General features: G+C 35.5%; 23 protein-coding genes. 15 read left to right on the top strand and 8 right to left on the bottom strand.

Annotated features, from left to right (window positions below; all coding sequences use genetic code 11):
• Positions 1-29: 29 nt before the first annotated feature.
• Positions 30-2,702, bottom strand: coding sequence for a preprotein translocase subunit SecA (gene secA, locus NF27_RS06205; RefSeq protein WP_039457105.1), 2,673 nt, complete (start codon positions 2,700-2,702; stop codon positions 30-32).
• Positions 2,703-2,864: 162 nt separating this feature from the next.
• The gene (locus NF27_RS06200) at positions 2,865-3,494 is read right to left on the bottom strand and encodes a histidine phosphotransferase family protein (protein ID WP_039457102.1); all 630 of its coding nucleotides are present in this window, start codon (positions 3,492-3,494) and stop codon (positions 2,865-2,867) included.
• 217 nt (positions 3,495-3,711) lie between these two features.
• On the opposite strand from NF27_RS06200, the gene NF27_RS06195 reads away from it, so the two are divergent.
• The 6 genes from NF27_RS06195 to NF27_RS06175 all read left to right on the top strand — a co-directional run bounded on the left by NF27_RS06195 (position 3,712) and on the right by NF27_RS06175 (position 9,500).
• Entirely contained in the window at positions 3,712-4,494 is a 783-nt protein-coding gene (locus NF27_RS06195) for a hypothetical protein (RefSeq protein ID WP_152606859.1), read from the top strand.
• 148 nt (positions 4,495-4,642) lie between these two features.
• Positions 4,643-5,671: a hypothetical protein gene (locus tag NF27_RS06190; RefSeq protein WP_039457096.1), complete on the top strand. Its 1,029-nt coding sequence runs from the start codon at positions 4,643-4,645 to the stop codon at positions 5,669-5,671.
• 36 nt (positions 5,672-5,707) lie between these two features.
• Positions 5,708-5,869, top strand: a complete 162-nt coding sequence (locus NF27_RS12475; RefSeq protein WP_161791820.1) for a hypothetical protein — start codon at positions 5,708-5,710, stop codon at positions 5,867-5,869.
• A complete protein-coding gene (locus tag NF27_RS06185; RefSeq protein WP_039457094.1) occupies positions 5,823-6,203 on the top strand; it encodes a hypothetical protein in 381 nt (126 codons plus the stop codon). Before NF27_RS12475 ends, NF27_RS06185 begins: the two co-directional genes overlap by 47 nt.
• Before the next feature lie 88 nt (positions 6,204-6,291).
• Complete coding sequence (lepA, locus tag NF27_RS06180) at positions 6,292-8,100, top strand: translation elongation factor 4 (RefSeq protein WP_039457092.1); 1,809 nt, start codon at positions 6,292-6,294, stop codon at positions 8,098-8,100.
• On the top strand, positions 8,097-9,500 hold the full coding sequence (locus NF27_RS06175; protein WP_053332636.1) for a UDP-N-acetylmuramoyl-L-alanyl-D-glutamate--2,6-diaminopimelate ligase: 1,404 nt from the start codon (positions 8,097-8,099) through the stop codon (positions 9,498-9,500). The genes lepA and NF27_RS06175 overlap by 4 nt, the downstream gene beginning before the upstream one ends.
• Positions 9,501-9,513: 13 nt before the next feature.
• Here NF27_RS06175 and ruvX read toward each other — a convergent pair whose 3' ends face one another.
• Complete coding sequence (gene ruvX, locus NF27_RS06170; RefSeq protein WP_039457089.1) at positions 9,514-9,990, bottom strand: Holliday junction resolvase RuvX; 477 nt, start codon at positions 9,988-9,990, stop codon at positions 9,514-9,516.
• A gap of 63 nt (positions 9,991-10,053) precedes the next feature.
• Here ruvX and gatC point away from each other — a divergent pair, with 63 nt between their 5' ends.
• The 3 genes from gatC to NF27_RS06155 are packed head-to-tail and all read left to right on the top strand — an operon-like array spanning position 10,054 to position 12,411.
• A complete protein-coding gene (gene gatC / locus NF27_RS06165; protein WP_039457357.1) occupies positions 10,054-10,341 on the top strand; it encodes an Asp-tRNA(Asn)/Glu-tRNA(Gln) amidotransferase subunit GatC in 288 nt (95 codons plus the stop codon).
• A 2-nt stretch (positions 10,342-10,343) separates the two neighbouring features.
• Positions 10,344-11,033, top strand: coding sequence for a response regulator transcription factor (locus tag NF27_RS06160; RefSeq protein WP_039457087.1), 690 nt, complete (start codon positions 10,344-10,346; stop codon positions 11,031-11,033).
• Positions 11,026-12,411, top strand: coding sequence for a nicotinate phosphoribosyltransferase (locus tag NF27_RS06155; protein WP_039457084.1), 1,386 nt, complete (start codon positions 11,026-11,028; stop codon positions 12,409-12,411). The genes NF27_RS06160 and NF27_RS06155 overlap by 8 nt, the downstream gene beginning before the upstream one ends.
• Positions 12,412-12,423: 12 nt before the next feature.
• Here the strand turns inward: NF27_RS06155 and NF27_RS06150 are convergent, their stop codons facing one another.
• From NF27_RS06150 to NF27_RS06140, 3 genes are all read right to left on the bottom strand, one after another.
• Entirely contained in the window at positions 12,424-13,365 is a 942-nt protein-coding gene (locus tag NF27_RS06150; RefSeq protein WP_039457081.1) for a hypothetical protein, read from the bottom strand.
• A gap of 183 nt (positions 13,366-13,548) precedes the next feature.
• Positions 13,549-15,438, bottom strand: coding sequence for a bifunctional tRNA (5-methylaminomethyl-2-thiouridine)(34)-methyltransferase MnmD/FAD-dependent 5-carboxymethylaminomethyl-2-thiouridine(34) oxidoreductase MnmC (gene mnmC / locus NF27_RS06145; protein ID WP_039457080.1), 1,890 nt, complete (start codon positions 15,436-15,438; stop codon positions 13,549-13,551).
• A 13-nt stretch (positions 15,439-15,451) separates the two neighbouring features.
• On the bottom strand, positions 15,452-16,189 hold the full coding sequence (locus tag NF27_RS06140) for a hypothetical protein (RefSeq protein ID WP_039457077.1): 738 nt from the start codon (positions 16,187-16,189) through the stop codon (positions 15,452-15,454).
• A gap of 113 nt (positions 16,190-16,302) precedes the next feature.
• Between NF27_RS06140 and NF27_RS06135 the strand changes: the two genes are divergently transcribed.
• From NF27_RS06135 to NF27_RS06115, 5 genes are all read left to right on the top strand, one after another.
• Positions 16,303-16,725, top strand: a complete 423-nt coding sequence (locus NF27_RS06135; protein WP_038538054.1) for a Fur family transcriptional regulator — start codon at positions 16,303-16,305, stop codon at positions 16,723-16,725.
• A gap of 133 nt (positions 16,726-16,858) precedes the next feature.
• Positions 16,859-17,500, top strand: a complete 642-nt coding sequence (locus tag NF27_RS06130; protein WP_039457074.1) for a phosphoribosylanthranilate isomerase — start codon at positions 16,859-16,861, stop codon at positions 17,498-17,500.
• Positions 17,500-18,213: a gamma-glutamyl-gamma-aminobutyrate hydrolase family protein gene (locus tag NF27_RS06125; RefSeq protein ID WP_039457073.1), complete on the top strand. Its 714-nt coding sequence runs from the start codon at positions 17,500-17,502 to the stop codon at positions 18,211-18,213. Before NF27_RS06130 ends, NF27_RS06125 begins: the two co-directional genes overlap by 1 nt.
• Positions 18,206-18,940: a pseudouridine synthase gene (locus NF27_RS06120; protein ID WP_053332635.1), complete on the top strand. Its 735-nt coding sequence runs from the start codon at positions 18,206-18,208 to the stop codon at positions 18,938-18,940. The genes NF27_RS06125 and NF27_RS06120 overlap by 8 nt, the downstream gene beginning before the upstream one ends.
• 2 nt (positions 18,941-18,942) lie before the next feature.
• The gene (locus tag NF27_RS06115; RefSeq protein ID WP_039457071.1) at positions 18,943-19,692 is read left to right on the top strand and encodes an SIMPL domain-containing protein; all 750 of its coding nucleotides are present in this window, start codon (positions 18,943-18,945) and stop codon (positions 19,690-19,692) included.
• Positions 19,693-19,759: 67 nt separating this feature from the next.
• On the opposite strand, the gene NF27_RS06110 is transcribed toward NF27_RS06115, so the two are convergent.
• Entirely contained in the window at positions 19,760-21,577 is a 1,818-nt protein-coding gene (locus NF27_RS06110; protein WP_039457069.1) for an ABC-F family ATP-binding cassette domain-containing protein, read from the bottom strand.
• A gap of 141 nt (positions 21,578-21,718) precedes the next feature.
• On the opposite strand from NF27_RS06110, the gene NF27_RS06105 reads away from it, so the two are divergent.
• Entirely contained in the window at positions 21,719-22,381 is a 663-nt protein-coding gene (locus NF27_RS06105; RefSeq protein WP_053332634.1) for a queuosine precursor transporter, read from the top strand.
• A gap of 47 nt (positions 22,382-22,428) precedes the next feature.
• On the opposite strand, the gene NF27_RS06100 is transcribed toward NF27_RS06105, so the two are convergent.
• Positions 22,429-22,767, bottom strand: a complete 339-nt coding sequence (locus tag NF27_RS06100; protein ID WP_039457067.1) for a hypothetical protein — start codon at positions 22,765-22,767, stop codon at positions 22,429-22,431.
• Between the last annotated feature and the right edge of the window lie 17 nt (positions 22,768-22,784).

The following is a 22,784-nucleotide window of genomic DNA, read 5'->3' as shown; positions in this document are numbered from 1 at the left end:
TGCATAGATATAAATTTTTAGTTATCTCTTTAAGTAATTGCACCATGGCATTGTTTATATTTCTTACCCGAACCGCAAGGGCAGGGCTCATTACGTGAAACTTTACCCCAGGTTTCCGGATTGCTCGGATCTCTTTCTCCTGAAAAATCACGGCTTTGCTCAATGCTAGGGGCGTTTCTAGATTCGATCATTTTTGCTTCACTGCTATGCTGCTCGAGCTCGGAAGCATCCTGAATATGTAATTGGAAAATTCTTTGTACGATTAGTATATTATAATCATCAAGCATAGTTTGGAATAATTTAAATGCTTCTATTTTATATTCATTAAGCGGATCTTTTTGCCCGTAAGCTCTTAAATTAATCCCGGTACGTAAATGATCAAGCATATGCAGGTGATCCTTCCATAAGTGATCGAGTGTAACCAACATTATATGCTTTTGAGCATATTGCATCGACTCTTGACCATACTTATTCACTTTATCCTGATAAGCGCTAAATACCTGCTCTTCCAGGAAATCTAAAATTTCTTCGTTTGCCACACCTTCACGAGAGGCAAAATCTTTAATACTCAAATGCAGGCCGTAAATTCTAAACACCTCTTTTTCAAATGAGTCTAAATCCCATTCTTCCGAGATAGATTTTTTAGGAATAAATTTTTCAACCAATGAGCCGTTTATTTCCACGATCAGCTCTTTTACAAAAGAGGATAATTTTTCCGACTTCATTAAATCCAAGCGCTGCTCGTAAATTACCGAGCGCTGCTCGCTCATAACATCATCGAATTTTAATAGGTTTTTACGTATTTCATAGTTTCTGGCTTCTACCCTCTGTTGAGCCTTTTCAATCGAGCGACTTATCCACGGGTGAATAATTGCTTCACCTTCTTTAAGGCCAAGCTTAGTTAGCATGCTGCTGATTTTTTCCGAGCCGAATATACGCATCAAATCATCTTCAAGCGAAAGATAAAATTTAGTTTTTCCTGGATCTCCCTGTCTTCCCGAACGACCTCTCAATTGGTCATCAATCCTTCTTGATTCATGCCTTTCGGTTCCTAAAACGTATAATCCTCCGGCCGCAAGTACCTTTTCCTTATCAGAGGCAATTGTAGCTAAAACTTCTTCCTTTATGATATTAATATCTTTATTAGGATTTTTCTTAAGCTCTTCGTTAATTAACATATCAGGGTTTCCGCCAAGCATGATATCAGTTCCACGACCTGCCATGTTGGTTGCAATGGTAACACTCCCCGGTCTTCCGGCTTGTGCTATGATTTCGGCTTCCTTAGCATGTTGCCTTGCATTAAGTACGTTATGTTTAATTTTTCTTTTTTTAAGTAATGATGAAAGGTATTCAGATTTCTCAATACTTACCGTTCCGACCAGTATAGGCTGCCCATGTTTATGACTTGCTTCTATTTCTTCTATAATCGCATCATATTTTTCTCTCATGCTTTTGTATATAACATCTTCCTCATCTTTACGCTTTACTTCAAGATGGGTCGGAATGCTGAATACCGGTAACTTATAAATATCAATAAATTCGTTTGCTTCAGTCATAGCAGTTCCTGTCATGCCCGCGAGCTTAGGATACATTCTGAAGTAATTTTGAAAAGTTATTGAGGCTAAGGTTTGGTTTTCATTTTGAATCTGTACGTTTTCTTTAGCTTCTAATGCCTGATGAAGCCCTTCCGAATATCTTCTGCCGTCTAAAACTCTTCCTGTAAATTCATCGATGATCATTACTTTATTATCTTTGATGATGTAATCGACATCTTTTTGGAAGATTTTATGAGCTCTTAATCCTTGATTAACATGGTGAACAATCCCCATGTTTTCTATGTTATACAGCTCAGCATCTTTGCTGATTATCTTATGGTCTTTCAATAATTGCTCAATCGTCTCATGGCCTTTATCGCTCAGTGCGCAATTCTTTCCTTTCTCATCGGTTTCATAGTCTCCTTCCCCTAGAAGGGGGATGAGTTTATTGATTTTATAGTAAAGATCCGAGTTATCCTCAGTAGGTCCGGAAATTATGAGTGGTGTCCTTGATTCATCTATAAGAATGCTGTCCACCTCATCAACGATTGCATAGTTAAACGGCCTTTGAACCATTTCTTCAAGATCCAACTTCAAATTATCGCGGAGATAATCAAACCCGAATTCATTATTAGTTCCGTAAGTTATATCAGCTTCATAAGCTTTTTTTCTCACCCAGTCCGGAATTGAGTTAGTAATGCTTCCGACGCTTAAGCCTAAGAAGTTATAAATTTCTCCCATTGATTTTGAATCACGCTCAACAAGGTAGTCATTAACGGTTATAATATGGACACCTTTACCGGTTAGTGCGTTCAGGTAAGCGGGGAGGGTTGAAACCAATGTTTTACCTTCACCGGTCTTCATTTCCGCAATCATACCGTTATTTAATACTATGCCGCCGATTAACTGCACGTCAAAATGTCTCTTTCCTTGTGTGCGCTTGGAAGCTTCTCTTACTGCTGCAAATGCTTCCGGCAATAAATCATCTAAAGTTCGCCCGGCTTTCAGCTGTTCTTTAAATTCAAAAGTTTTAGCTTTCAGTTCATCATTTGAAAGCTTTTCAAATATAGATTCAAGTGAGTTAATTTTGGCAACAACAGGATATAAGGATTTAACAAACCTATCATTTGAGCTACCGAACAATTTTTTAGCAAAATAAGAAAACATTTGTAATATCCATTCAAACCATAAATTAACTATTTAAGTTTTTTACATGCGAAACAGTAAAATAGCAAGTCAACTTAGCTTATTTTATTTGATAGCTATGATTATTAGCTAAGTTAAACATTAAGCAATAACACATATATAGGTCTTAATTTTTTCTACCGATTAAAGCTCCGCATAAAAAGTAATATGGTTGTTGCTGTAATCCATTTGAAGTTGAGCGTTTAGTTCGTCAGCAAGTTTTCGGGTTAGGAAAACCTGTATATTAAATATAGTCGGCTCTGATTCATTGTGCTCGGTTAAAATTGATTTATGCTCGGAATTAACTTTTATATCTCTACCCCTTCCTGTGATTCTAAGTAGTTTGCCGATCGAACCTTTTTCAATTTTAATTTCCGTTTCACCGCCGTGAATAAGGTAAGTTGAGGCGATTATTACGAGGTTAATAAGCAGTTTGCAGGCTCGGTTAGTTATTCCCCTTAAACAGATATCAGTGTTATATTGCCAATTTATTTTTATTTTAGAATTCATATAATGTTTTTGTATAAGCTTGCTTAGCTGCTCAATATCCGCTTCTCCGTTGCGTTTGAGACTGCCATAGGCATACCTGTAAAAATTCATTCTGGTTACCAACTCTGCGCTTGATGAAGAAACCAACTCCATTGCTTTGTTTTTTATTTCTTCATGGCCATCCTTTAAAAACTCAAGTCCATTATCGATAGCGCTAATTTGCCCGGAAATATCATGGCAAAATTTGGTGATAAGAAGTTCGGAAAAATCCAGCATTTTACTCATGATCAAAATTGTTTATCCGTTAATAATTATATTTCTGATTAAATAATATTAATCCACATTTAAATTGAAAGTTCAATTCTGAATTTTAGTATGACTTTAATTAATTAATAAATATAATTGAAATCCAGGAACAGAAAAATATTTGTAAATTATTTTACCCCTTTATAATATGATATTAGATCTTTATAAATTAAGTATAGTCAAAGGGGGAAGTGCTATGCATGAAAAGGGAAGAGCAGATAAACAGGGAAGTATTTCTAAATTTGGAAGTAAACATCTTACAAGTGCCGAGATGGAAGTGTTAAGGCAAGCATATCTGAAAATAGAGGGAAAACAAGCCGGGTATGGTACGCAAATAGTTTCAGATAATCCATGTAATGCTGATCCAAAAATTAAATCACATTGTGCAATGGAGGAAATTTATAATATTTTAAGTCCCTTTCTTAGTTTATATAAAGTGCAAATAATTGCTGAATTATCAGAAAAAGAACAAAAAGCAGAAAAAAAAGCTATTAAGGATCTTAATAAAAAAAATGAATATTTGCAAAATCAAAATAAGTTTTTGTTGGGCGAAATTTATAATATGAAAGAGATGATTAAATGTGCGCAAGAAGTAGTTAATGAAGCGAAGGAAGTAGTTAAAACCACGAAAGAATTAAACTGCCGATTAAAGGAAGAAAATACCGGGTTAGCAGACTCCAATATTCTTCTAATCCAAGAGGTTGGTAGTTTAAAAGCTAAAATAGCTAGTTTAGAGGAAGTTTATCATCAACCAAGCTTTATACTTGAAGATGAAAGTTTAATGCAAATTTATTCAGAGCAACAAGCTCCTACTCATTTAATTACTATTAACCCGGAGAACTTACATAAAGACTCTGAAGCTGAGGAAAGCATTAACGAACAGGCTGATCAATTCCGATTCTCAGGACCACCTGAGATAAGCCAAGGGTTTTGGCAGAATTTTGTCTCCGGTAGGGAAAGCCCGAGTAGATACTTTTAAATTTAAAAGCTATTGGTATATACCACGTAATTAGTCAATAAATTTAATTGAAGAATAGAGAAAGAAAAGTATTTGATAATTATATTAGCTCTTTATAGTATAGTGATTGAGTTTCACAAAGAGTATAACTTAAAAGGGGGGAAGCACTATGCAGGATAGGGGGAATGCAAATGGAAACGGGTATAGCCATGTTCCGATAAGGCCACGTCACACTGAGGTTGCAAGCGCATCGCAGCCTGAACGTAAAAAAAGGAGGATAGAAAATCCGGAACAAAATTCGCCTTACCAAGATAACGCGAGTGGGAATGGTTTTCTAAGCGAATGGCTAAGAGATTTAGGCAGCATAAGTAGTAGTAATACTTCCTTAGGGAGCTTTTTGGATGAAAAAATAAGAAGAGAACAAAAGTTAGCAATAGAAAACGAAGCTAATGCAAGAAAAAACGAAGAAAAATTATTAAAAAGAATTGCTAATCTAGAGCAAAATAAAAAAGATTTACAAAAAGAGATAGGTAATTGGCGAAGTCAAAACGGTAGCTTGTGGAAAGAAAAAACTCGTTTAAATGATGAAAATGGGGTTTTGCGAGCGAAAGTTGAGAGCTTGACTGAAGATAATAAAAATTTATTTAAGTGCCTTGAATACTTAAAAAAAAGAGAGGGGGGTTTTAGAAGTGAAATTCTTGGTGTACAAAAGGAGTATGCAGCTTTAAATGAGAAGCTTAGTGAATTACAAAGAGAGAAAACAGCCTTAGAAGAAAGTTTGGCCGAATTAAAGAATAATAATGACCGTTCGATAAGTATTGCCGGGCGCTGGGAGGAGTTTTGTTTATTAAAGCAAGTGGAACTGGAAGAAAAACAAAATGAGTTAGAAAAAATAAAAGAAGAAAATGCTCTTCTTAAGCAACAAATTATTAGACAACCGGAATATACCGAAACTTCTACAGCCCTATCCGGCCAACCTCATGCTAATCTGTTTAATTTTGAATCCAGCCCGGAAAATTCAAGGTTTGCTACTGAGCAATTTACATTCAAAGCTCTTGAGCAATTTATGACTCTACCTCCTGAGGAGGGTACGCTTATAACACAGCCGGAGTATAGCACGCAGCCGATTGAGAGGGCACCGGGATATTGGCAGGAAAGAATGATATCCAATGATAACCCATCTTTCCGCGGAAAGTAAAGGTTATATTTATTTAATAGCAATAAGCAGGTTTTTATGTATGCGAAGCCAGATAATTCACTAAGCTATAACTCTTCAGATGCACTAATTTCAAGCGATCATTCTCAAGAAGCTTTTAACAGTAAAAAATTAGAAAAGCTTGAAACCCCAAGTGCGAGTATTATGGGAAATAATTTATGCACAAAGCGAAGAACTTAAAAAATTAAATAATAAGAAAAATTTTTATAAAGCATTATATAATCGGCTCCATGGAATTCATCAGGGAAGCTTATCAGAAATTCATGAGTTAAATCAGATTATAGAGCATAATAGAAATATTATTTATAGTTTGCTTGAGAAGAATAATTATGAGCCGGGTGAAAACATGGAAAATGGTAATGATAATAACTTTTGCATTGAAAAACTAAATAATTATTACGCAGAAGAAGAAGTGCCGATGGCAGTAGAGTTATCCGATGATAAGCCTTTCAGTTGGCGGCAGAAAATTAATAATGAAAGGACTCAAAATGAGCCAGCTATAAATGGTGTGTAAAGAAAGCTAAGATATTAAAATCTTTTAGCTTGAGGCTTAAATTGAATGCATGTATCATTCATGCCATATAAAATGATACTTGTAAAAAATGGCTACTGATCTTTTATTAATAAGAAATTTTTCAATTGTTGCACATATTGACCACGGTAAATCTACTCTGGCGGATAGGTTGATTGAAACTTGCGGGGGATTAGAAAAACGGGAAATGACTAAGCAAGTGCTTGATTCAATGGATATTGAGCAGGAAAGGGGTATTACGATTAAAGCCCAAACCGTAAGGCTGAATTATAAAGCTAAAGATGGAAAAATTTATATTTTAAATTTAATTGATACCCCGGGGCATGTTGATTTTGCTTATGAGGTAAGTAGGTCTCTTGCCGCCTGCGAAGGCTCAATCCTGGTAGTTGATGCAAGTCAGGGAGTAGAAGCGCAGACCTTAGCAAACGTTTATCAAGCAATTGAAAATAATCATGAGATTATCCCGGTATTAAATAAAATAGATTTACCGGCAGCCGACCCCGAAAGAGTTAAAGAGCAAATTACCGAAGTAATTGGGCTTGATACCTCTTCTACAGTACATATTTCTGCTAAAACTGGTATCGGAATTGATGAAGTATTAGAAGCAATAGTTAACCAGCTTCCGGCACCTAAAGGCGAGGCGGAGAAGCCGCTTAAGGCATTGCTTGTGGATAGTTGGTATGATGCTTATCTCGGAGTAGTTATTCTTTTGCGTATAATAGACGGCTCCATTCGTAAAGGAATGAAGGTCAAGATGATGTCCAATAATGCAACTTATAACGTTGACAGCGTTGGTATTTTTACCCCTAAAAAAGTTATGGCTGATGCATTATCCGCGGGGGAAGTCGGGTTTATCACCGCTTCAATCAGGCAGGTGGCGGATTGTAAGGTCGGGGATACTTTAACCGATGATAAAAACCCTTGCGATAAAGCATTACCGGGATTTAAACCAACCCAATCGGTAGTGTTTTGCGGCCTTTATCCGACCGATGCAAGTGACTTTAACGTATTAAAAGAAAGCCTTGCTAAGCTAAGGCTTAATGATGCAAGTTTTGAATTTGAAGCCGAGACTTCAACTGTATTGGGTTTCGGGTTCAGATGCGGGTTTTTAGGATTACTTCACTTGGAAGTCATTCAAGAACGGCTGGAGAGGGAATATAACCTTGATCTTATTACCACTGCACCGAGTGTAATATATAAAGTTCACCTTAGAAATGGCGAAGTGCTCGAGGTTCATAATCCTTCTGATATGCCTGACCCGACGCATATTGAATTCATGGAAGAGCCGTGGATTAAAGCGACCATTATGGTGCCGGATGAGTACTTGGGTTCGGTGTTAAGTTTATGTACGGAGAAGCGAGGCGAGCAACTCGATCTTACTTATGTGGGCAGCAGAGCTATGTTAGTTTATAGGCTACCACTTAATGAAGTGGTATATGATTTTTATGATAGGCTAAAATCCTGCTCAAAAGGCTATGCAAGTTTCGACTGGCAATTTGATTGCCACATGAAGAGTGATTTGGTGCGGCTTACTATTCTGGTAAACTCTGAGCCGGTGGATGCGCTTTCAATAATCGTTCATAAATCCCGCTCCGAGCAGAGAGGAAGAGAAATGTGCATTAGGCTTAAAGATTTAATTCCGAAGCATATGTTTACCATCCCGATTCAAGCTACAATCGGTGGAAAAATTATTGCACGTGAAACGATCAGTGCGCTTAGAAAAGATGTAACCGCTAAATGTTACGGCGGAGATATTTCCAGGAAACGTAAACTTTTAGATAAGCAGAAAGAAGGTAAAAAGAAAATGAGGTCAATCGGTAGGGTTGATATCCCGCAATCCGCATTTATTGCGGCACTTAAGGTTGGGGATGAAAAATGACCGACCTAAGTAGAGCTACCGGGATTGCTTTCGATTCAAGAATAGTTGAAAAGGGAAATATTTATGTGGCTATACGGGGAGAGAAATTTAATGGTGAAGATTTTATTGATGAAGCCATAGAAAAAGGTGCTACCCAAATTATTGTTGCTTCTTCTTCAAAGATTACCCAAAAGCCCGGGGTAACCTATCATTTTGTTGAAAACCCAAGAAAAGAATTAGCAATTATTGCTGCTAAATTTTATCTACATCAGCCGAAAAATATAGTCGGCGTCGGGGGAACGAGCGGTAAAACCTCTACCGTCGGGTTCTATAGACAAATGGCTGAACATGTAGGCATAAGAACTGCAAGTATAGGTACTTTAGGAGTGATATCCAATGAACTCGAGTATGATTCATTAGGAACCATGACCTCGCCTGATCCTGTAAAGCTGCATTCTGTTCTCAAAGATTTAGTCAGAGAAAATATAACTCACACGGCAATCGAGGTTTCAAGCCATGGCTTGGATCAATATAGATTAGATGGGGTAGCCTTCAAAGCCGGCGGGTTCACCAATTTTACTCAAGATCACTTAGATTATCATAAAACTCTGGAAGCATATCTCACAGCTAAGCTTAGACTTTTTTCAGAATTGTTGCCTGTTGGTTCCATTGCTGTGTTGAATAAAGACATTAAAGAGTTCGATAGTCTATTATCTATTTGCAGAGCGAGAAATATTCAGGTTATCTCTTATGGAGCTAAAGATACGGACATTACATTTTCTCAAAACAATGAGTCATTGAATATTGCTGTATTTGGGGAGAAGTTTGAAACTAAGTTTCCATTAAATGCTGAATTCCAAAAGTATAATTTGGCTTGTGCACTTGGTTTAATAGCTGCAAGCGATATAAATATTAAAGATGCTGTCTCCGCTATTCCGTCTCTTTTACCTGCGGTAGGGAGGCTTGAAAAGGTCGGGGAATATAGAGGTGCACAAATCTTTATTGATTATGCTCATAAACCTGATGCATTAGAAAAAGTGCTGATCTCTGCAAGAAAGTTTACCTCAAGAAAACTTCATATACTATTCGGCTGCGGCGGAGATCGTGATCAATCAAAGCGACCGATTATGGGTGAGATTGCATCTCGCTTAGCGGATCAAGTTATAGTTACCGATGATAACCCGAGAAATGAAGATGCTAAGCAGATTAGAAAAGAAGTACTAAGCGGAACTCAAGGCGCACTTGAAATTGAAGGAAGAAGAGCTGCGATTAGGCTTGCAATTTATAACCTTAAAGAGGGTGATACCTTAATTGTTGCCGGTAAAGGCCATGAAGACTATCAAATTATCGGTGATGTGAAATATCGCTTCAGTGACTTTGAAGAGGTAAAGAAAATTAGCGAGGCACCAAGAGAAGAATAGTAAATTACCGGAATTATAAATATTGATTATTTAACTTTAGAAAATCTTCTAAAATTATACTTGCGGAGATCTGATCGTCGATTTGATTACGTTCCTTCCGATTCATATCTAAATCTCTTAGCATTACATCGGCAAGTTTCGTGCTGTATCGCTCATCATAAAAAGTTATTGGGGTATCAGCACTTCCTGAAAGCTTATTGGCAAAAATAACCATTTTTTGAGTGTTTTCTGTATGCTCCCCGCTAGAAGATATAGGCAACCCTATTACTAACCCTTGGATATTGTTTTCCATAATCTCATGCTTCAATAAAGCTATATCTGCCTTTAAGTTTTTACGTAATATTACTTTATAAGGAGTAACAACATTTAAACTGACATGAGAAGTCGCAAGGCCGATTTTTTTACCTCCCACATCCAATGCCATAAGTTTATAATGTGAGGAATTCTGCTTTATAGTGCTTAAAAAGTTTTGATGGTTCTCAAAAATCATTGCTTGAAAAAATCTGATAATGATATAAAAAAGTTTATATATATTAACTTATTTTCTAAGCCAATGTCTATAGATAGTTCTGTTGTTAAAAAAATTGCTCACTTAGCGAGAATCCGTATCACTGATGAGGAGGCTAGCGGCTATGAAAAAGAGTTGAATAGTATTTTGAATTGGGTTGAGCAATTAAATGAAGCGGAAACTGAGGGTATTGAGCCGCTAAGAAGTGTTATCAATGCGGAATTACCGAGGAGGAAAGATGAGGTTACAGATGGTGGTATACAGGAAGCTGTGCTTAAAAATTCTCCGACAAGCAAGTATGGATGCTTTGTCGTTCCTAAAGTAGTTGAGTAATAATGCTTAAACATATCCTAGTTGTTGATGATGATGATAGAATTAGGTTTTTAATTGCTAAGTTTTTAAAGGAATATAGTTATATAGTATCGACTGCAAAAGATATTAAAGAATGTGAAGAACAGTTGGACGAGTTTATTTTTGATATAATAATACTTGATACCATAATGCCCGGGGAATCCGGCTTAGAGTTTCTGAAGCGAAGTAAAGATAAGCTGAAAACCCCGGTAATTATGCTAACTGCGCTTGGTAATGTTGATGATAGAATAAATGGGCTGGAAAGTGGAGCGGATGATTATCTAGCAAAACCCTTCGAACCGAAAGAATTACTGCTTAGAATCCAAAATATTTTAAAAAGAAATGAAGGAAAGCAACAAGGTAGTAGATGTATATTCGGTGAATATACATTTGATATAGAAAGCAGCAATTTAAGAAAAAATAACGGTGATTATATACACCTTACCACTAATGAATCCAAAGTATTGCAAATATTAGCTCAGAGACCAGCAGAGATAGTCACCCGTGATAAAATCATTGAATGCTTTTTAGATGTTAATATAAGAACAATAGATGTTATAGTAGCAAGAATTAGAGCTAAAATCGAAGGAACTAATAAAACCCCGCAGTACCTTCAGACAATTCGCAACCAAGGCTATGTATTATGGGGAAAAACGGAGGAAAAATATGAATAAAAATTTTATCCTTAATACTGATTCATATAAGACATCTCATTACCTCCAGTATCCGGTTAACACTGAATATGTTTCCTGTTATATCGAAGCGAGGGGTGGAATATTCCCGCAAAGTATATTTTTCGGGTTACAGGCTTGCCTGAAAGAATATTTAACTTCTCCGATCAATAAAGAAAATATTGAGGAAGCGGAGGAATTTCTTGCTGTTCATGGGCTTCCGTTTAACAAAGAGGGATGGAAATATATATTAGATAAGTATAACGGATATCTTCCGATTGAAATTGAAGCAGTGGAAGAAGGCAGTATTATCCCCGTGCAAAATGTTTTAGTGCAAGTTATTAATACTGATCCGAAATGTTTTTGGTTAACTACCTATATTGAAACTGCGCTCCTAAGGGGGATTTGGTATCCGACTACCGTTGCCACAATTTCATATACCTGTAAGCAGGTTATTAAAAAATATATGTCGGAAACTTGTGATAACTTAGCGGGATTGGAATATAAGCTGCATGATTTCGGGGCAAGGGGAGCTAGCTCATTTGAAACCGCTTCTATAGGCGGGATGGCGCATTTGGTTAATTTTAAGGGTTCTGATACCATTTCGGGAATTTTAAGTGCAAAGAAATATTATAATGAGCCGATGGCCGGTTACTCAATCCCTGCTGCTGAGCATTCGACAATAATTGCTTATGGCAAAGAAAATGAAAGTAAGGCTTATGAGCATATTTTAAACACTTGTGGAGGAAGGGGAAAATTAGTTGCTGTGGTTTCCGATTCATATGATATATGGTATGCAATTGAAAATATTTGGGGCAAGCAACTTTTCGATAAGGTGAAGAATCACGGCGGCACATTAGTAATCAGGCCGGATAGCGGAGACCCGATTACGGTTGTTACCAATACGATTGAGATGCTAATGGATAAGTTTGGTTATCATACCAATTCCAAAGGTTATAAGGTGCTGCCCGATTATCTCAGGGTTATTCAGGGTGATGGTGTTTCTATAGAAAATATAGATGCTATATTAGCCGCAATGAAAAACAAAAAGCAAAGTGCAGATAATATTGCTTTCGGCATGGGTGCAACTTTACTGCAAAAGTTAAATAGGGATACTATGCTTTTTGCAATGAAAGCTTCAGCTATTTGCTGTAATGGAAAATGGTCGGAGGTTTCTAAAAATCCAATTACCGATCTTTCTAAAAAATCAAAGAAAGGTAGGCTTGCATTAATTCAAGATAAAGAAAATAAGTTCTCTACTATAAATTTAAGCCGGCTTGGTGAGAATAAAAACCTACTTAATAAGGTGTTTAGAAATGGTGAAATATTATATGAAAGATCATTTCAGGAAATAAGGAATAGGGTAGAGAAGCAAAGCTAATTAATATGTAAACTATGATCTGACAAAAGAAATGGCTTTTTCACCACTGTCTTTTATAGCTTCAACAAAACTATGAGCTTTTTCGCTTACTTTTTCCTTAACAATATTAATATCTGTTATAAAATTATAAGCTATATTAGATGAAAAATATTTATATGTAGTATATGCAGCTAAACAGGTTGCCACTCCTATAGCGACTAAAGGAGAGGCATAGTAACTCAGTGCAGCAATAGCCGCAACTGCGCTAACACACAAGCTGAGTCTTATTAATAAACTCCCTCGTGAATTAATTATATTATTATGTAAAGGACGCAGTAAGTTTATTCGTAAGTCCTCAATCCTGTCATTTTCTTCATTAGAAATTGTGGTAAAAATATTTTTTAAACTTCTTTCATTTATTAAGCCATTTATATTCACATTTAAGCACTCTGTAAGGACAAATTCTACCATGATTCGACTTGTAACCTTTTCTTTATACTCATCTGATATATTTCTCAAGATAGTATATAGCTTTTCTTTAAATTCAAGGCGGCTTTTAGGCAATATATGAGTGTTAAAGTGATGTAAATTTATGTTAGCTCCGGCTCTAATTAAAGTATCTAATGTTTTAAAGTCAGCAAGCAATGTATATGCAATTATAGCTATATGAGGTTGTGCATCATGATTAATATGACGTTCATAGCTCACATTGGCACCTTTTTCTATTAAATATTTAACTGTTTCAGGGTTACTGTATGTTGCTGCATGTATTAAAATTGAGAATTTCTCTGTTATTGCTTCTATAGCGTTGATGTCATCATTTTCTATTGCTACCGCTTCTTTAATTTCCGGCAAGTTTTTAAAAATATATGTTTTAACAAAATTAAAGTCTACAAGCTTTCTAAAAATAAGCCTTATTTCATATCTACTTGATATTACATTATATTGGTTATAGTTATCAAAATTATGTAGCATACTTTTACTTGTTTTATTAATAATATTCCAAATATTATAATAGTTTTATTGATAATGTGCAAATTAGGTCTTGACATAAAAAAATGATCTTTGACTAAGTTTTATAAATTTATTACAAAAATATTAATTGTTTTTATATATCTAAAGAATTATCCAAATGTAGTTTAGTTTTGTATTATGGTGTTAAAGTAATTTCCTTTGTTCCCTTAGTAAAAACCTGGCAGGGTTTATCAGATCAATAGTTTCTTGTGTAATCGTATGATTAGCCGGTTCTTGGTTTATTTGTGAAGCAATAATTTCACCACCTAAAATTCCGGATAAAGCACCCCTTGAACCATGGCAAATTGAAAGATACAATCCTTTAAGGTAGGGATGCTGACCATTATTATTAGTACTATAAAAGCCAGGATTAGGGCATAAACCGATGAGGGGAAGCTTATCTTTACTGTAACACCGAATGCCCACTCTGCCTTTCAGCTCTTCTGCATTTATACCTTGATCAATGAAGTCGGGTAAAAACTTATTCAATTGTGCTAAATTTTTATATGAGGATTCGGGATTTGTTTCTAATGAGAAAAAATGCTTGTCAAAAGTTGCTCCCAGGTGGTGGTATCCATTCCTTGAGGGGGTGATATATCCTCCGTAACAAAGCACACTTTTTAGCTCAGATTTCATCTCGGGCAAATAAGTTACTTGGCCTCTTATTTTTTGTATTTGGGCTGATTGCAATGGAAGTAGGGTTTCCGCTGCATAAGAATTAGCGATGATAAGAGTTTCAGCACTATCTATTAAACTACCATGAGAAAAAATATGCCATCTGTTATTCTCAAACTTAAGCTCGGTAATCTCAGTATTTGTTTTAACTTGAATCCTTTCTTGTGAAAGCATGAATTTGCAGAGTTTAGGAATGCTGAGTATACCACTTCGGGGCAGATATAAACAAGGATTATTAATTTCTACTCCGGAAATTTCACTTGCCTCTAGGGAAGATATGAGCTTTACATAACTTTCTTTCGAATGAAGATCAATTTTTTTAAATCTAACTATTTCCTCTTCCTTCTGTGGTAAAATAAGTAGTCCGCATTGATTAAACCTGCAAATTTCACTTAAAGTATCTTGTTTTAAAATGTAGAGTAAATGCTCAAAAGCTTGGTAATAAAACTCGGTTATGTTGTTCCAAATAGCTTCTATTCTAGGATATAAAATGCCGCAATCATTACCTGAAGCCCGGAGGGCAATATCATTCTCTTTTTCATAAACTGTTACCTCCCAACCCCTTTTATTCAATGAGTAAGCAGCTGAAGCACCTGCAATGCCGGCACCAATTACGATTGCTTTTTTTTCGGTTATAATATTACTCAAATGGTTAGGGTAATTAATAGGTTTGCTTCTTATATTTCCGACCAGCATATCTCTTTTTCTTCCGAAACCTTTATGCTTAGAAACATTAAACCCTGCTTTTTCCAGGCCTTTTCTCACCATAGAGGCTGCAGTAAAAGTTGCAAATGTTGCTGATTCGCTTGAGTATTCAGCCATTTTTTTAAAAATAAATTCGCTCCACATATCAGGGTTTTTACTCGGCGCGAACCCATCTAAAAACCAAGCATCAACAGAATTTAGGTTATGCTTGAGTGCATTGTTTATATCATCAAATATGAGAGTCAACTCTACTGTCCATTCAAGCATTTTAATTTCAAAAACACCTCTGTGTTTAGTAGGGTAGTTTTTAAGTAATAATTTATGTTCTAATTCCGGCCACCGGGAAAGTGCCTGAAAAATTTGTTCAGAAGAGAGTGGAAATCTTTCTATACCTATATAGCTAAGTTTTTTTCCAACTCTATAATACTGTTTCCAACAATTTAAGGTAGCTAAAAAGTTAAGTCCGGTGCCGAAACCTAGTTCAACTATCTTAAAAATTTTCTGTTCTTGAAACATTTTTTCTAAGCGGTTGCCACTTAAAAATACATATTTAGTTTCTTCTAACCCATCTTCACGGCTAAAATAAAGATCCCCGAACAGCTTGGATTCCGGCAAACCACTGTTTGAAATGATAACTTTCGAGTCAATGGGCATACATGAAATTACACTATCTCCAATATTCCGAAAGCCAGCTTGGTTTTCTTAAGAACGGTATTAGCTTTTTAGGCCATCTGCCTTCTAAAGCTTCATGCGGGCGAGGATGCCCGTGAAAAGCGATAATCTTAACATCTTTAGGAATAATCGGAGCTTTAAAAAACCTCATAAAACGACCGGCAATACAGTGCCTTTTAAAACTTTTGCACCATTCTTCAGGCCAGAAAACTAAGTCCTTACCAATTTCCTTTGAAACAAATATTTGTTCATTATCATATCGGCTGACTACCGCTTCAGGGTCTCGGTTGTATTTATCTAAGATATAGCCGTATTTTCCGATTTCAAAATAATATACCGAGGAGTTACCTATACCTTGCCCTTTCTGAGTCCAGTTTTCAATTATAGAGAGCTTGTCGGAATAGGTGAAAAAACAATCGATATTATCCATAATAATATTATCTAAATCTAAAAACAAAGCTTTACCAGTTATACCATCAAGATCGGAAGCGAGCATACTTAGTTTACGCCAAGGAGAGACTTGATTCTTAGTCGGGATGCTGATTTCAGGCAGCGGTTTAATTTTTATTTCAGGTAAAATGCCTATCCCATCTTCCGTAAAACAGTAGAAGTCAAAGGGTAAGGTTAAATTACGCTTAACCATATTATATAGTTTATTAACATAATCCGCTGAATATAAGGTTCCCCACTTCATACATAATATATTCACTTTATTTTGTTTTTCATCCGGCATATTGATAACTTTATAAAATTATAATTTTAAACTATTAGCCGCATATTACTTCTTAGAATTTACATTTTGCAATATTTATTTTACTATTCATTTAAACAACTGGATAAATCCGGATGGCATTAGATATTGAGAAGATTTGCCTTGAAAGAGGTTTGAAGATGACTGAGCATAGAAGAGTGATTGCGAAAGTTATTGCAACTTCGGAAGATCATCCTCATGTAGAAGAAGTATATATGAGAGCCAATGCAATTGACCCGAAAATTAGCTTAGCGACCGTATATAGAACGATAAATTTATTGGAATCATATAGAATCATTGAGAAATTGGAGCTTGGAGAAGGCAAGGCACGGTATGAGTTTAAAGAAGACGATAAAGAGCATCATCACCATTTAATTGATATCCAAAGTGGCAAAATTATTGAATTTTATGATGAAGAGCTTGAGATCCTAAAGGAAAAAATTGCATTAAAGCTTGGATATAAGATAGTAGAGCATAGGCTTGAGCTATTCGGTATTCCGATTAAACAAAAAGAATAGAGTTAGGTTTGACAACACTAAACAAATTTTCTAATATAATATTTAGATAGCTTAGTAAGTTACAATTAAATGAGAAAAAAGGTTTTTCTTTTAGCTTTTTAGCATATAAATATCTTATGGCTTATATAGATTTATGGTACCAAAAATAAAAATATGTGGGTTAACTAATTTAGAAGCAGTTAACGCTGCCGTGAAGAATAAAGTAGATTATATCAGTTGTGTTTTTTACAAGTATTCTCCAAGAAATATTACCCCACAATTCGCGGAAAGTATTACCGAAGAAATCCCAAATAGAATTCAAAAAATTGCTGTTCTTTCAACTTATGAGTCAAATATTGAAGATATTATAAAATATTATAAACCTGAGATTCTTCAATTTCATTCGGATGAAGAGGTAGATGATATATTAAAAATAAAATCCCGCTTCGGTTTACCGATCATAAAAACTATAAGGGTAAATAAATTAGAAGATTTAAAAGTAATAAATAAATACTCTGAAATTGCAGATATGTATTTGTTTGAATCGTACTCGGATAATAATTTATATATAGATAAGCCAGGAAATAAATTTGATTGGTCGCTTTTAAAAAAAGTAAAGATTGATAAACCTTGGTTCTTATCCGGCTCTTTAGATAAATACAACGTCAATTATGCACGAAGAGTTTCAGGCGCCGTTATGATAAATGCTTCGGTAACTCTTGAAAGTTCTCCTGGAATAAAAGACCCCAATATGATAGAAGATTTTATTAAGAGTGTAAGAAACCCTAATTATTAATGAAAAAACCATTAATCGGCATCACTTTAGATCATGAAACCAGTAAATCATATTCAGCGTACCCTTGGTATGCGCTAAGAGAAAATTACATTAAAGCAGTAATTGAGACGGGTGGCATTCCTATCGCTTTGCCTTACGGTGTCGGATTTGAAGATAACTATTCGGATATTATTGACGGGTTAATAATTACAGGTGGTAATTTTGATATTGATCCATCCTTCTATAATGAAGGAGTGATAAGTGATAAAGTTATAACCAAAGATAACAGAACTGATTTTGAATTTAGTATTACGAGAGCCATGCTTGCTAAAAATAAACCGATATTAGGAATTTGCGGAGGAGAACAGCTGTTAAACGTAATATTCGGCGGCTCTCTCATTCAACACATTCCTGATTCCGTAGAGCAATGCCTTGAACATGAGCAAAAGAGCCCTAAGCATTTACCGAGCCATGAAATCGAGTTAGTGCCGGGTACCTTGCTTCATAAAATTATCGGAAGTAATAAAAGTATGGTAAACAGCACTCATCATCAGGCAGTCAAAAGGCCGGGAGATAATACCATAGCTTCGGCTTTTGCTTCTGATCGTGTAATTGAAGCAATTGAACATAGTGAGTATAAATTTTGTTTAGGCGTGCAATGGCATCCGGAATATTTAACCACTGAAGATGATTATAAAATATTTAATGCTTTTATAAGAGAATGCAATGTATAGCGGACAAAGAATTGCAAAAGTTATTGCTCGAAGCGGAGTGTGCTCGAGAAGAGAAGCTGAGCGGCTGATAGAGCAGGGTAGCGTAGAAGTGAACTCTGAAGTTATACAAAGCCCGGCTTTAAATGTAACGGATCAGGATATAATTAAAGTTCAGGGTAAAATTATTTCAGCAGCAGAGCCGATAAGGTTATGGCTATTTTATAAGCCGACCGGAGTTATCACATCTACCAGAGATTCCCAAGGTAGACAAACTGTTTTTGAGATATTACCCAAGAGTTTACCTCGGGTTATATCGGTCGGAAGGTTGGATCTAAATAGCGAAGGACTACTGCTACTTACTAATTCAGGTGAGCTTGCAAGGGAAATGGAGCTTCCCAGTTCTAATTTAGATAGAAAATATCGTTGCCGAGTGCATGGTAGAGTGACTGATGAGATGATAGATAAGTTAAAATCAGGAATTATTGTTGAAGGTATCAGATATGGTAGTATTAAAGTTACCGTAGATAGAATAGTTTCCACTAACACTTGGGTGACTGTTATTCTAAATGAAGGCAAAAATCGAGAAATAAGAAGAACTTTCGAGTATTTCGATCTTAAAGTAAGCCGACTTATCAGAGTTAGCTATCATGAGTTTGAACTTGGCGATTTAAACCCTAGTGAAGTAAGGGAAGTTCCTGGAGGCAGAGTTAAAAAATTATTAAAGCAACTAAACATTAAAGAGGATTAAATATGAAGTTAGGATCTACACTACTTGCTCTTTCAATCTTTTTAGGAAGTACCGGAAGTGCTGCAATTATGGCTAAATCTTTCAGTAATGTAAAAATGCTGGATAGAACTGTACAAGTAAAGGGACTTGCTGAGAAAAAAGTTAAGGCTGATAGCTCGGTTTGGGTGATTCCGATTAATACGGCTAATGAAAATTTAATTTCAGCACAGTCTAAAATTAATGATGACATAAATAAAATAAAGAGTTTTTTAAAAAAATATAATTTGTCTGAAGATGAAGTGGCAATCCAAAGTATAAGGGTATCCGATAAGCTTGCACAGCGTTATTATGATCAAAATAATAAGGCTCCCAGATACTTTATGGAGTCGGAAGTTGTAGTGAAATCTAAAAAAATTGATGAAGTAATAAAGGCAAGTCAAAATATAGGAGAAATTATCGCGCAAAATATTACCGTTGCTTATGATGAATATAAATATAACGGCCCTAAATTTTTCTTTACCAAGCTAAATGAGATTAAGCCTGGAATGCTTGCAGATGCGACTAAAGAAGCAAGAAAAGCCGCAGAAGAATTTGCCGTTAATTCCGGAAGCAGAATCGGTAAAATTAAGCGTGCCTCTCAAGGAGTCTTTAGTATTTCCGCTCGAGAAACTATAATAGCTCAGGATAATATGTCTTACGGTACTAATGATGCTTATTTTGCGGATAAGTTGGTAAGAGTGCTAACCAGCGTTGAATATTATCTGGAAGACTGATTCTGCATTATAAATTTGCGCCGAAATAAAATTCATTTATCAGCAAAGCAGGAAAGCATGTTATAACTTATAACATGCTTTCCAGTTCTTGCCATCTTGCCCAAGTATCCTCAAGTTTTTGTCTGGTTTCTTCCAGTTGTTTAGATTTTTCATCAAATTTATCCGGTGCGGTTTGGTATAAATCCTGCTCGGAAAGTATAATTTCCAATTGCTCTATTAGTTGATCCAATTCCAGTACCTTTTCAGGCATAAGGCTCAATTCTCTTTGCAGGCTATAAGATAACTTTTTAGCTGAAGGTACCTTATCTTTATTAGTTTCTTCTTTTAACTTAAGAGATGATTTTGAGTTATTATTTGACTTTGCTTTAGCTTGATCGTCTTTTATTTTCCTAAGTTCAGTATAACTGCCGAAGAATTCTTCAATCACTCCGTTACCTTCAAAATAAATAGTCTTGTTGATAATACTATCCAGGAAATCGCGATCATGGCTTACAATAATTAAGGTGCCTTGGTAATCGGTAAGAACATCTTGTATCATTTCTAATGTATCCATATCGAGGTCATTTGTTGGTTCATCTAAGATTAGCAAAGATCCCGGATTAGCTAATGCCTTAGCGAGTAGTAACCGGTTAGCTTGTCCGCCCGAAAGGGTTGCAACCTTATCCCTCGCTTGTTTCGGATCAAATAAGAAGTTTTTTAAGTAAGCGACCACATGCATAAATTTTTCGCCGACTTTTAGATATTCCCCTCCTTCGGGACATAAGGTTTTCCACAAAGTGTCATCAGGGTTTAAAGCTACTCTTTTTTGGTCGTAATATGTTACTTCAACGGTTTTTCCGATTTTAATCGAGCCTTTATCCGGTTGTTCTTCACCCGTTAATAGTCTTAAAAAAGTTGTTTTACCTGTACCGTTTGAGCCGATAATACCTATCTTATCATTACGCATTATGCGCATGGAAAATGATTCTAAAATATTTTTATTTTCATAGGTTTTATATACGTCTCTGAACTCACAAACCATTTTTGAGGAAAGGACTGGAGTAAGCGGGTCCAGATGAATTTTATTTAACAAAATTTTACGGGCGGCTTTACCTTGCTGAGTCTTTTCTCTTAAAGTATATAAATCAGCTAATCTTTTTTGATTTCGCTTTCTCCTTGCCGAGATTCCCTGAACTTTCCACAATTCTTCTTCATCCAACTTTTTCTCGGCTTTTTCTAGCTCTCGCTGTTCTTGTTCAAGAACTTCCAAAGACCATTTTTCAAAATTTTCAAATCCTAAGTTATTAACTTTCAGCTTTCCTCTATCAAGCCAAAAAGTTTTATTTGAAATATTTTTTAGGAAAGCTTTATCATGGCTTATGCAGACTACAGCACCTTGGTAGCTTTTTACATACTCTTCAAGCCACTCAATAGTATCAATATCAAGGTGATTGGTCGGCTCATCGAGAAGCAGTATTTTAGGGCTACTGATTAATGTCTTAGCAAGAAATGCTCTTCTAAGTAAACCCCCTGATAGTTCGCTTAATAAGTTATTCGGATCTAATTTTAACGGAGCAATTATAATATCTATTAAATAACTTGAGGTTTCTATTTCCCCTTTCATAATTCCACTTAATATGAAATCGTAAACGGTTAAGTTATGATCCTCAATATCAATAGCTTGAGGAAGATAACCTACCTCAACACCGGGCATAACCCACCTTTCTCCACCGTCTAAATCATATAATCCGGCTATCACCTTAAGTAGGGAGGATTTACCCTCTCCGTTACGTCCTACGACTGCAATGCGATCGTCAGGATAAATGCTTAGGGATAGGTGATCAAATAAAGGCTTAATACCAAAAGTCAGGCTTACTTCCTTTAAACTTAAAATAGGGGTTTTCATGGCTTAGTTATGTTTATTTTTTATAGCTTAATATATAGTATAAAAATACTTTAAATATAAGAGATTAATACATGCACAATATATACAAGGCATATAAATAAATATATAATCACAATTCACAAAAAGTAATTAATCATTTATATGGATATTAGAGAAAAGACTTATGTTTCTTTATGTGCAATTTTTTCCGTATTGGTAACAACCGGTAATCTTATTTATCAAAAGTTTGTTTATTTACCCCTTCTATCATTTTACACATTTGAATTATCCGTCGGGGCTATAATATACCCGTTTACCTTTATGGTGGCCGATATAATAGCTGAGTTTTACGGGGTTGAAAAAGCTAAGTTTTGCGTAAGGCTATCAGTTATTATGAATATCATGGTTGCTTTTATTGTTATAATTGCTACTCGATTAGAGGCAACTGTATGGTCAAAAGTCAGTAATCCTGAATTTGCTCATATATTCGGTTCATTTAATGTTGCATTCATTAGCTCTATTATTGCAAGCTATGCTGCACAATCATTGGATGTTATTCTTTATATGCGGATTAAAAAGCTTTCGAGGGGAAAGTTTTTGTTGCTTAGGAGTAATTTAAGTACTGCAATTTCGCTACTGATTGATACCACTCTCGTAATTAGCTTGTTAGCTATTTTTGATGTCCTGCCGAAAGAACAGGCATTGATATTAATTGTAAACAGCTATATGTATAAATTGTTTTTCACCCTATGTAGCAATCCCTTATTTTACTTCCTTGTTAAAGGAGCTAAGTATATAGGTATTAATCCCGCAAGGTTTTCTTAGAAAAGGACGTGAAATAAGCTTTAGCAAATGGTTTCAGGATCACTTTTTTAACTATCGCCGGTTCCTTGGTTGCTTAAACTTTGGTTATAATAGTCAAAAATTTCCGGGTCAAAATCCTGTGAATTGGAAATGCCTATTATAGGTGCTATAGTAGTTTGAGTAGGTGAGAAATATATATAGTCCTTCTTTATGGCAAGCTCAGCTACCATTGCGCCTATATATAATGTTCCGGTTACAATTGAAATAAAACGAGCAACATCTGAAAATATTGCAAAAGGTATAAAAGTAACGCTGACAATCCCGCATGGCACGCTTAAACTAACAGCCCAATTAACAAATGCATCGTTTTCTTTTTCTTGCGTAATAGTATTTAATAATTCTTTCACTATACCGTTGTGCTATT

This window comes from Candidatus Jidaibacter acanthamoeba (assembly GCF_000815465.1).
GTDB lineage: Bacteria > Pseudomonadota > Alphaproteobacteria > Rickettsiales > Midichloriaceae > Jidaibacter > Jidaibacter acanthamoebae.
Note: the sequence above shows the minus strand (reverse complement) of the source record. Positions and strands in the feature narration are given on the sequence as shown.